This window comes from Streptomyces sp. NPDC003284 (genome assembly GCF_053589675.1).
In genome coordinates, this window is sequence record NZ_JBSFSI010000003.1 from 691,612 (window position 1) to 701,379 (window position 9,768).

At 73.3% G+C, this 9,768-nt stretch carries 8 protein-coding genes; 6 read left to right on the forward strand and 2 right to left on the reverse strand.

The window, feature by feature from the left end:
- Positions 1-79 precede the first annotated feature (79 nt).
- Positions 80-904 (forward strand): sugar phosphate isomerase/epimerase family protein, encoded by an 825-nt coding sequence (locus ACWDYF_RS10050; RefSeq protein WP_018568838.1) that lies wholly within the window; start codon positions 80-82, stop codon positions 902-904.
- Between the two features lie 182 nt (positions 905-1,086).
- Positions 1,087-2,940 (forward strand): dihydroxy-acid dehydratase, encoded by a 1,854-nt coding sequence (gene ilvD, locus ACWDYF_RS10055; RefSeq protein WP_389473152.1) that lies wholly within the window; start codon positions 1,087-1,089, stop codon positions 2,938-2,940.
- A gap of 100 nt (positions 2,941-3,040) precedes the next feature.
- Here ilvD and ACWDYF_RS10060 read toward each other — a convergent pair whose 3' ends face one another.
- A complete protein-coding gene (locus ACWDYF_RS10060) occupies positions 3,041-5,251 on the reverse strand; it encodes a protein kinase domain-containing protein (RefSeq protein WP_389473150.1) in 2,211 nt (736 codons plus the stop codon).
- Positions 5,252-5,436: 185 nt separating this feature from the next.
- Here ACWDYF_RS10060 and ACWDYF_RS10065 point away from each other — a divergent pair, with 185 nt between their 5' ends.
- The 4 genes from ACWDYF_RS10065 to proC all read left to right on the forward strand — a co-directional run bounded on the left by ACWDYF_RS10065 (position 5,437) and on the right by proC (position 8,184).
- Positions 5,437-5,778: an SH3 domain-containing protein gene (locus ACWDYF_RS10065; RefSeq protein ID WP_389473147.1), complete on the forward strand. Its 342-nt coding sequence runs from the start codon at positions 5,437-5,439 to the stop codon at positions 5,776-5,778.
- Positions 5,779-5,821: 43 nt separating this feature from the next.
- Positions 5,822-6,343, forward strand: coding sequence for an EamA/RhaT family transporter (locus ACWDYF_RS10070; protein WP_389473144.1), 522 nt, complete (start codon positions 5,822-5,824; stop codon positions 6,341-6,343).
- A gap of 149 nt (positions 6,344-6,492) precedes the next feature.
- Complete coding sequence (locus ACWDYF_RS10075) at positions 6,493-7,284, forward strand: class I SAM-dependent methyltransferase (protein ID WP_389473142.1); 792 nt, start codon at positions 6,493-6,495, stop codon at positions 7,282-7,284.
- Between the two features lie 90 nt (positions 7,285-7,374).
- Positions 7,375-8,184 carry a pyrroline-5-carboxylate reductase gene (gene proC, locus ACWDYF_RS10080; protein WP_018568832.1) on the forward strand — a complete coding sequence of 270 codons (810 nt, stop codon included), beginning with the start codon at positions 7,375-7,377 and terminating at the stop codon, positions 8,182-8,184.
- Between the two features lie 25 nt (positions 8,185-8,209).
- Here the strand turns inward: proC and trpS are convergent, their stop codons facing one another.
- Entirely contained in the window at positions 8,210-9,205 is a 996-nt protein-coding gene (gene trpS, locus ACWDYF_RS10085; protein ID WP_381740721.1) for a tryptophan--tRNA ligase, read from the reverse strand.
- Positions 9,206-9,768: the final 563 nt, after the last annotated feature.

Below are 9,768 nucleotides of genomic sequence, written 5' to 3' on the forward strand. Positions count from 1 at the left end.
CGCGGACGGGACGTGAGACCGGCCACGACGGGCGGGCGCGGGCCCTGGAGCGCCGCCGCCACCCCGTAACCTGTCCCTCGTGGTGGAACCCGTCGTGCGCATCCCGGATGCGAAGGTCGCCCTGTCGACGGCCTCCGTGTACCCGGAGTCGACGGCGACGGCCTTCGAGATCGCCGCGCGCCTCGGCTACGACGGCGTCGAGGTCATGGTGTGGACCGACCCGGTCAGCCAGGACATCGACGCGCTGCGCCGCCTCAGCGACCACCACGGCATACCGATCCTGGCCGTGCACGCCCCCTGTCTGCTGATCACCCAGCGGGTGTGGTCCACCGATCCCTGGGTCAAGCTCCAGCGCGCCCGGTCGGCGGCCGAGCGGCTCGGGGCGAGCACCGTCGTCGTGCACCCGCCGTTCCGCTGGCAGCGCCAGTACGCCCGTGACTTCGTCTCGGGGATCTGGCGGATGGCGGACGAGACGGACGTGCGCTTCGCGGTGGAGAACATGTACCCCTGGCGCTACCGCGACCGCGAGATGCTCGCCTACGCGCCCGACTGGGACGTCACCAAGGACGACTACCGCCACTTCACGATCGACCTCAGCCACGCGGCGACGGCCCGCACCGACGCCCTCGCCATGGTGGACCGCATGGGCGACCGCCTCGGCCACGTCCATCTCGCCGACGGCAAGGGCTCGGCCAAGGACGAGCACCTGGTGCCGGGCCGCGGCGGACAGCCCTGCGCGGCGCTGCTGGAACGCCTCGCCGGATCCGGTTTCGACGGCCATGTGGTGATCGAGGTCAACACCCGGCGCGCGATGTCCGGCGCCGAACGTGAGGCCGATCTCGCCGAGGCCCTGGCCTTCACCCGCCTGCACCTGGCCTCGTCGGCGCGGCTGCGCGGGCGCTGACGCCCCCCGCGCCGCACCCCCGGCCGGGCACCGGCCCGAGACGGCCGTCCCGTATTCCGGACAGGGCGTCCCGCCCCGTGGATGACCGGCGTACGCTCGACGGAGTCAGAACTCTGTCCGCCGCAGGCATCCGGACGCACCGGCGCCACCAGCGGCAGAACCCTTTGAAGGAGCGAGCGACGATGCCCGAGCTGAGGTCCCGCACAGTCACCCACGGCCGCAACATGGCGGGCGCCCGCGCCCTTATGCGCGCCTCCGGTGTACCCGGTGCGGACATCGGCCGGAAGCCGATCATCGCCATCGCCAACAGCTTCACCGAGTTCGTGCCCGGCCACACCCACCTGGCCCCGGTCGGCCGGATCGTCGGCGAGGCGGTCCGCGAGGCCGGCGGCATCCCGCGCGAGTTCAACACCATCGCCGTCGACGACGGCATCGCCATGGGCCACGGCGGCATGCTGTACTCGCTGCCCTCGCGCGACCTGATCGCCGACAGCGTCGAGTACATGGTCGAGGCGCACTGCGCCGACGCCCTGGTCTGCATCTCCAACTGCGACAAGATCACCCCGGGCATGCTGATGGCCGCGCTGCGGCTGAACATCCCGACGGTCTTCGTCTCCGGCGGCCCCATGGAGGCCGGGCGGGCCACCCTGGTCGACGGCACCGTGCGCACCCTCGACCTGATCGACGCCATCGCCGACGCCGCCAACGACAAGATCTCCGACGAGGACATCCTCCGTATCGAGGAGAACGCCTGTCCGACCTGCGGCAGCTGTTCCGGCATGTTCACCGCCAACTCGATGAACTGCCTGACCGAGGCCATCGGCCTCTCCCTGCCGGGCAACGGCTCGGTCCTGGCCACCCACACCGCCCGCCGCGCCCTGTACGAGGACGCGGCCCGCACGGTCATGGACATCACCCGCCGCTACTACGGCCAGGACGACGAGACGGTCCTGCCGCGCAACGTCGCCACCTTCGCGGCCTTCGAGAACGCCATGGCCCTCGACATCGCCATGGGCGGCTCCACCAACACGATCCTGCACCTGCTGGCCGCCGCCCAGGAGGCGGGCGTCGAGTTCGGCCTGGAGCAGATCGACGCCGTCTCCCGCCGCGTCCCCTGCCTGGCCAAGGTCGCCCCGAACGTCGCCAAGGACCGCACGTACTACATGGAGGACGTGCACCGCGCCGGTGGCATCCCCGCCCTGCTCGGCGAGCTGCACCGGGCCGGACTGCTCAACGAGGACGTGCACGCCGTGCACAGCCCCTCCCTGGCGGACTGGCTCAAGATCTGGGACGTGCGCGGCGGCTCCCCCTCGCCCGAGGCCGTCGAGCTGTGGCACGCGGCGCCCGGCTGCGTCCGCTCCAGCGAGGCGTTCTCCCAGTCCGAGCGCTGGGAGGCGCTGGACACCGACGCCGAGGGCGGCTGCATCCGCTCCGCCGAGCACGCCTACTCCAAGGACGGCGGCCTCGCGGTCCTGCGCGGCAACCTCGCCGTGGACGGCTGCGTGGTCAAGACCGCGGGCGTCGACGAGTCCATCTGGACCTTCGAGGGCCCGGCCGTCGTCTGCGAGTCGCAGGAGGAGGCCGTCGAGAAGATCCTCACCCAGCGGATCACGGCCGGTGACGTCGTCGTCATCCGCTACGAGGGCCCCAAGGGCGGCCCCGGCATGCAGGAGATGCTCTACCCGACCTCGTACCTGAAGGGCCGCGGCCTGGGCAAGGTCTGCGCGCTCATCACCGACGGCCGCTTCTCCGGCGGCACCTCGGGCCTGTCCATCGGACACGCCTCCCCCGAGGCGGCCTCCGGCGGCACCATCGCGCTGGTCGAGGACGGCGACCGCATCCGCATCGACATCCCGAACCGCTCCGTCGAACTCCTGGTGGACGACGCGGAGCTGGCCCGCCGCGAGCAGGCCCTCGGCGGGGTGTACGCCCCGAGGAACCGCGACCGCAAGGTCACGGCCGCCCTGCGCGCCTACGCCGCGATGGCCACCAGCGCCGACAAGGGCGCCGTCCGGGACGTCTCGAAGCTCGGCTGACCCGCGGAACACACCGAGGGGCCGTCCCGTCCGGGGCGGCCCCTCGCGCCTGCCGCCGGGAGGCCGCGCGCCGTCGGCGGACCCCCGGGGCGTCCGTACGTCACCAGGCGGACGGATCCCGCGCGTCCACCGCGAAGACCGTGCCGTCCGGCGCGCCCCCGCACACATGCCCGGCCACCGGCACCGGATCCGGGACCGAGGAGGCCACCCGGTCCCCGCCCGCGCCGAGCCGCGCCGGTGTCTGGCCGACCAGCGCGCCGCCGCGCGCGTCCACGGCCAGCAGTCGCCCGTCCGACGACAGCACGTACACATGCCGCGCGTCCGCGACCGGCGCCGAACCCCGGCTCACCGATGTCTCCAGGGACCACAGCTGCCGCCCGGCCGCCAGATCGACGGCGACCAGCGAACCGCCCGCGGACAGCAGGTGGACCACGTCCCCGCGCACCGTGGCGTGCGCCTGCTGGAGCGGGACCGACAGCGCCACCTCACGGGTCGCGCCCGCACCGGGGGAGTAGCGGACCACCGCGCGCGTGTCGCCGTAGACCCCGTCGACCGACTGGAGGAACAGGGAACCGCCCGAGGAGCCGAACGGCCGCAGCGTCCCCGCCAGCCGTGCCTGCCAGCGCACGGCGCCCGTACGGGGGTCGACCGCCGTCACCCGCGTGCCCTTCCCGCCGTCGCCCGGACCCGTCGCGTACGCCAGCGGATCCCCGGCGAACGAGGTGAAGGACGGCAGGCCGAGGCCGGGCACCCGCCTGCTCCACCGGACCGCGCCGGAACCGGCGTCCACCCCGGTCACCGTGCCGTCCGCGGCGGTCAGCAGCAGTGTGTCCCCGGCGAACCGCATCCCCCGGTACGCCGACGCGTCCCGCTGCCAGCGCACCTCGCCCGTGGCCGGGTCCAGCGCCCGCAGCACCCCGTCCCGGCCGGCCGGCGCCACCACCAGACGGCCCGCCACCACCGGAGCGCCGGTGACCGGCGCGGCCGCGGCCGGGCGCCGCCACAGCACCGAGCCGTCCGCCGGGGCGAGCGCGAACACCAGCCCCGGCTCCGCGCACACCACGCGCCCGGCCGCGGACACGCAGTGCGGCACACCGCCGCCCTGCGCCACCGGCCGCGCCTGCCACCCGGCGAACGCCGCCGAGGCGGTGCGCGGCGCGTCACTCCCGTGCGCGGCCTCCTTGCCGCCGCCCAGCAGCTCCACCGCCGTCAGCGTGGAGCCCACGACCAGGACGCACACCCCCGCCACCAGCGCCAGCCGCCTGCCCATCCACCGGCCCGGCCACCGTCCGGCGCGCCGCACCGGCTTCCCGGCGGCGCCGTCCGCGGGCCCGGACCCGGCCGGATCCGCCGCCGGTGCGGGGTGCGGCGCGGAGTCCGGCACGGGGCCCGTTGCCGATTCCGGCTCCTGCTCCTGCTCCGGCCCGGCGGCACCCTGCGCGCCCGCCCGCTGCCCCGGCACGAACAACTGCGTGTCGTACGAGGCCGCCACCGACCGCAGTTCGCGCATCAGCTCGTCCGGGGTCGGCCGGTCCTCCGGTTCCTTGGCCAGGCAGCGCCGGATCAGCGGGGCCAGATCCTCCGGCACACCGGTCAGATCCGGCTCGTCGTGCACCACCTGGTACGCCACCACGTACGGGCTGTCGGAGTCGAAGGGACCCCGGCCCGTCGCCGCGTGCACCAGCACCGACCCGAGCGTGAAGATGTCGGCGGCCGGTCCCACCTCGCGCGGGCGCCGGAACTGCTCAGGAGCCATGAACGGCGGCGTACCGATCAACTTGCCGGTCTCGGTCCGCAGTTCGCTGTCCTTGGGACGCGAGATACCGAAGTCGATGACCTTCGGGCCGTCCTCGGCGAGCAGTACGTTGCTCGGCTTGAGATCGCGGTGCACGACCCCCACCCGGTGGATGTCGCGCAGCGCCTCGGCGAGCCCGGCCGTCAGCCTGCGCAACCGCGCCGGGGCCATCGGTCCGTTCCGCTTGACCTCCTCGGCGAGCGTGGGACCCGGAATGAACAAGGTCGCCATCCAGGGCCGCCCGGCCTCCGGATCGGCGTCCACGACCGACGCGGTGAAGGCACCGCTGACCCGGCGGGCCGCCGCCACCTCCTGCCGGAAACGCCCCCTGAACTCCGGATCCCGGGCGAACTCCGCGTGCACCACCTTCACCGCGAGCCGCAGCCCCGAGGTGCTCCGGGCCAGGTGCACCACCCCCATGCCACCGGAGCCCAGACGCGCTTCGAGCCGATAGTGCCCGGCATATTCCGGAAGTTCCGCTTCCGCGCCCGCTCCGATGTTGCGCTGTGGCGACATGGACCACCCCCGTGCTGTTCGTCCGCGCGCGCGACGCACCGACCCTAGTCGATGACTCGAACGGGACTGAGGCGGCTTGCTAGCGTTCGCGTGCGAGTCGCGCACACCTGTCCCACCGCGCGGCCCAGGGGAACGAACACCTCCGCGGCGCTCATGCCGCGGGGCACGACGGGGGAGGTCCTTTCATGACGGTCGACCATGCCGAGGAGACGGCCGGCGGCACCGGCACAGCCGCGGGCGAGGACAAGGAGCGGCAGATCACGGCCCACGCCGCCGCCCTGCGCTACTACTCCGTCGCACCCGGCGTCGCCCTGAACGTCCGCAGCGGCCCCGGCACCGGATACCCGGTCGTGCGCACCCTGCCGGTCGGCGCCAAGGTCCCGGTGTACTGCCAGTCGCCCGGCACCAAGGTCTCGGGCCCGTACGGGACGTCGAGCATCTGGGACAACATCGACAACGGCGAGTTCGTCTCCGACGCCTACATCTACACCGGCGCCGACGGCTACATCGCCCCGCGCTGCTCCTGAGCCCGCCCGGGGCCCGCGGCCCCCGGGGCGCCATAATCGTCGGGTGAGCGACGAGAACGGCACCCCGGACACCCCCGCGGGCCCCACGGCCACCGGCACCGCCGGGCCGCGCCCCGAGCCCCTGCGCTTCTTCGGCACGACCTGGGTGCACCACGACAACGGCTACGCGCTGCGCCGTGCCGGGGTCGCCGCCGGTTCGCTGCTGGCGGCGGCAGCGGCCTGCTTCGTGCTCCGCTTCGCCTACGAGGGCATCCAGATCGCGGACTCGGGCGTCTTCGTCAGCCTGCTGGTCGTCATCATGTTCGCCGTGTGCAGCGCGCTCGCCTTCGGCCACACCTGGGGCGGCTTCAGCACCCGTCCCGACCCCGAGCGCCAGTCCTCCCTGCGCGGCCTGCTCGCCATCGGCTTCGTCGGCTCTCTCCTCGCGTACTTCTTCCGCTCCCTGACCGAGGCCCCCGGCGAGGGCCTGCACCGCAAGGAGTACGAGCAGGCCCGCGAGCAGTACGAGCGCCGCAGCACCCGGCGCACGGGCAACCCCTCGAAGAAGAAGCGCCGCCGCGGCTGACCGGCGGCACCCGCCCACCGCGACCCCGCGGACCCCGCCGCCCGCCCGGCCCGTACGGCCCCTGCCCGGCCCGGTGCGCGCCCCGTGCCCCGCGCAAACCACCGGGAAAATCCCGCCCGCCCGGCGACCGCCTGGACGACCATGGGTCCATGACCGTCTCTCCGTCGCCCGCCCCGGACCCCGCCGCCCACGCCGTCCGCGCCCGCTCCTTCGACGCGGCCGCCGCCCAGTACGCGGCCAACCGCCCCTCCTACCCGCCGGCCCTGTTCGACACGGTCGAGGAACTCGCCGGCCGCCCGCTCGCCGGTGCGCGCGTCGCCGACGTCGGCGCCGGTACGGGCATCTCGACGGCCCTGCTGCACGAGCGCGGCGCCCATGTCCTGGCCGTCGAACCCGGTGACGGCATGGCCGCCCAGTTCCGCACCGGCCACCCCGGCATCCCGATCGTGCGCGGCAACGGCAACGCCCTGCCGCTGGCCGACTCCTCGGCCGACCTGATCACCTACGCCCAGGCCTGGCACTGGACCGACCCGGCCCGCTCGGTCCCCGAAGCGCTGCGCGTCCTGCGCCCCGGCGGCTCCCTCGCCCTGTGGTGGAACAGGAACGCCCTCGACATCGACTGGATCGCGGAGGCGAGCCGCCGGGCCGGACGCTTCTTCGGCATCGACGTCCCCGCCGAGAAGCAGCAGGCCGCCCGCACCGAACTGGCCGACCCCACCGGCCGCCTCCGCCTCACCCGCCGCACGGTGCGCTGGAGCCGCCGGATCCCGCTCGACACCCACCTGGCCAACATCGGCAGCCACTCGCTCTTCCTCGTCTGCCCCGAGGACCGCCGCGCCGACTTCTTCGCCCGGGAGCGCGCCCATCTGCTGGAGGTCTTCCCGGACGGCGTCGTCGAGGAGACCTACGACGTCCTCCTCCTGGTCGCCGCCAACGACTGACCCGCCCGCGCCCCCGGCCGCCCCCGGGCACATGTCCCGCCAGCCGGACAACACCCCGTGTCCCGGACCGCCGGTGCGAGGATGAGGCTCATGAGCCAGAAAGTCGCAGTCCTCGGCACCGGCAAGATCGGCGAAGCCCTGCTCAGCGGAATGATCCGGGCCGGCTGGGCGCCCGCCGACCTCCTGGTCACCGCCCGCCGTCCCGAGCGCGCCGAGGAACTCCGCGCCCGCCACGGCGTCACCCCGGTCACCAACGCCGAGGCGGCGAAGACCGCCGACACCCTGATCCTCACGGTCAAGCCGCAGGACATGGGCACCCTGCTCGACGAACTCGCCCCGCACCTGCCCGCGGGCCGGCTGGTCATCAGCGGCGCGGCCGGCATCCCCACCTCCTTCTTCGAGGAGCGGCTGGCCCCGGGCACCCCGGTCGTGCGCGTCATGACGAACACCCCGGCCCTGGTGGACGAGGCCATGTCCGTCATCTCCGCCGGCACCCACGCCACCGCCGGGCACCTCAGCCACGCCGAGGAGATCTTCGGCGCCGTCGGCAAGACGCTCCGCGTCCCCGAGTCCCAGCAGGACGCCTGCACCGCGCTCTCCGGTTCGGGCCCGGCGTACTTCTTCTACCTGGTCGAGGCCATGACCGACGCGGGCATCCTGCTCGGCCTGCCCCGCGACAAGGCGCACGAGCTGATCGTGCAGTCCGCCATCGGCGCCGCCGTGATGCTCCGCGACAGCGGCGAGCACCCCGTGAAACTCCGCGAGAACGTCACCTCGCCGGCCGGGACGACGATCAACGCCATCCGCGAGCTGGAGAACCACGGGGTGCGGGCCGCGCTGATCGCCGCGCTGGAGGCCGCCCGCGACCGCAGCCGCGAACTGGCCTCCGGCAACAGCTGACCCGCCGCCCGCCGCGTGCCCGCCGTCAGGCGGGCAGCAGCCCGATGGCCCGGTATGCCGCGTCGACCGTCGGCCGCGCCATCGTCCGGGCCTTCTCCGCGCCCGCCCGCAGCACCTGCTCCAGGTACCCGGGGTCGGCGCACAGCTCCCGGTGCCGCTCCTGCACCGGCCTGAGAACCTCCACCACGGCCTCCGCGGTGTCCTTCTTCAGCGCGCCGTACGACGAGTACGACGCGGCCAGGTCCTCCGGGTCCCCGCCCGCGCAGGCGGCCAGGATCTCCAGCAGGTTGGTGACGCCGGGCCGCGCCGCACGGTCGTGGACGACGTCCTGCCCGCTGTCGGTCACCGCGCGCATGACCTTCTTCCGCACGGCCTCCGGCTCGTCCAGCAGATAGACGATGCCCGGTCCGGTGTCGTCGGACTTCCCCATCTTCGATGTCGGGTCCTGGAGGTTCATCACCCGCGCCGCCACCTTCGGCGACGTCGCCTTCGGCACGGTGAACGTCTGCCCGTACCGGTGGTTGAACCGCACCGCCAGGTCCCGGGCCAGCTCCACGTGCTGCGTCTGGTCCTCGCCGACCGGCACCTCGTCCGTGTCGTACGCGAGGATGTCCGCCGCCATCAGCGCGGGATACGTCAGCAGCGACAGCCGGACGCTGCCGCCGCGCACCTGCTCGCGCGCGGACTTCTCCTTGTACTGGATCATCCGGCGCATCTCGCCGTCGGTGGCCACGCACTCCAGCAGGTAGGACAGCCGGGCGTGCTCGTCCACATGGCTCTGCACGAACACCGTGCACCGCTCGGGATCGAGGCCGGCCGCCAGCAGCAGCGTCGCCGCCTGCCTGCTGAGTCTGCGCACCCGGGCGGGGTCGTGGTCCACGGTCAGGGCGTGCAGGTCCACCACGCAGAACAGGGAGTCCGCCCGGTGCTGGTCGGTCTCGGCCCACTGCCGCAGGGCGCCCAGGTAGTTCCCGAGCGTCAGATGCCCGGTCGGCTTGACCCCGCTGAAGACCCTTGTCATCTCTGTTTCCTCTCCGGTGGAGGCCGCCGTCCCTGCGGGCCGGTCCCCGGAGTCCTGGAGGGGAAACGAGAACGGCCGCCGAGGCGGCGGCCGTTGTCTGCGTACGTGAGCAGGGCCGCCGTCAGGCGGGCCACCACTGCTGGTTGTACGTACGCGTCGTCATGGCCGTCAGCGTACGCCTCCGCCGCCCGCCCCAGCCATGGGTTGACACGCCGCCCGGGGATCCGTAAGGTACTTCGAGTTGTCCGACGTGAGAGCCGACTCCGGTCGGTCCCCGGGCAGCCACTCCGCACGTACTCATCACTACACGGCGACAGTCGTTTTACGTCTGTCTGGCGTCGTGCATTGTCATGCGTATTCACGGAATGAGGAATCCGCGTTCGCGAGAACGCAGGCCCCCGATTCGCTCGGGAGCACGGAATCCGCTAAAGTCTCACTCGTCGGAACGGCCCAACGGCCGGGAAGACGGACCCCGCTGACTGGGGGTCAGGTCGAGAAAAGATCTGATAGAGTCGGAACCGCCGGAAAGGGAAACGCGGAAGCGGGAACCTGGAAAGCACCGA

Bases quoted from the DNA above. Each gene is read 5' to 3' on its own strand.
- ilvD (WP_389473152.1), top strand. From the start codon at position 1,087: ATGCCCGAGCTGAGGTCCCGCACAGTCACCCACGGCCGCAACATGGCG.
- ACWDYF_RS10060 (WP_389473150.1), bottom strand. From the start codon at position 5,251: ATGTCGCCACAGCGCAACATCGGAGCGGGCGCGGAAGCGGAACTTCCG.
- ACWDYF_RS10065 (WP_389473147.1), top strand. From the start codon at position 5,437: ATGACGGTCGACCATGCCGAGGAGACGGCCGGCGGCACCGGCACAGCC.
- ACWDYF_RS10075 (WP_389473142.1), top strand. From the start codon at position 6,493: ATGACCGTCTCTCCGTCGCCCGCCCCGGACCCCGCCGCCCACGCCGTC.
- proC (WP_018568832.1), top strand. From the start codon at position 7,375: ATGAGCCAGAAAGTCGCAGTCCTCGGCACCGGCAAGATCGGCGAAGCC.
- trpS (WP_381740721.1), bottom strand. From the start codon at position 9,205: ATGACAAGGGTCTTCAGCGGGGTCAAGCCGACCGGGCATCTGACGCTC.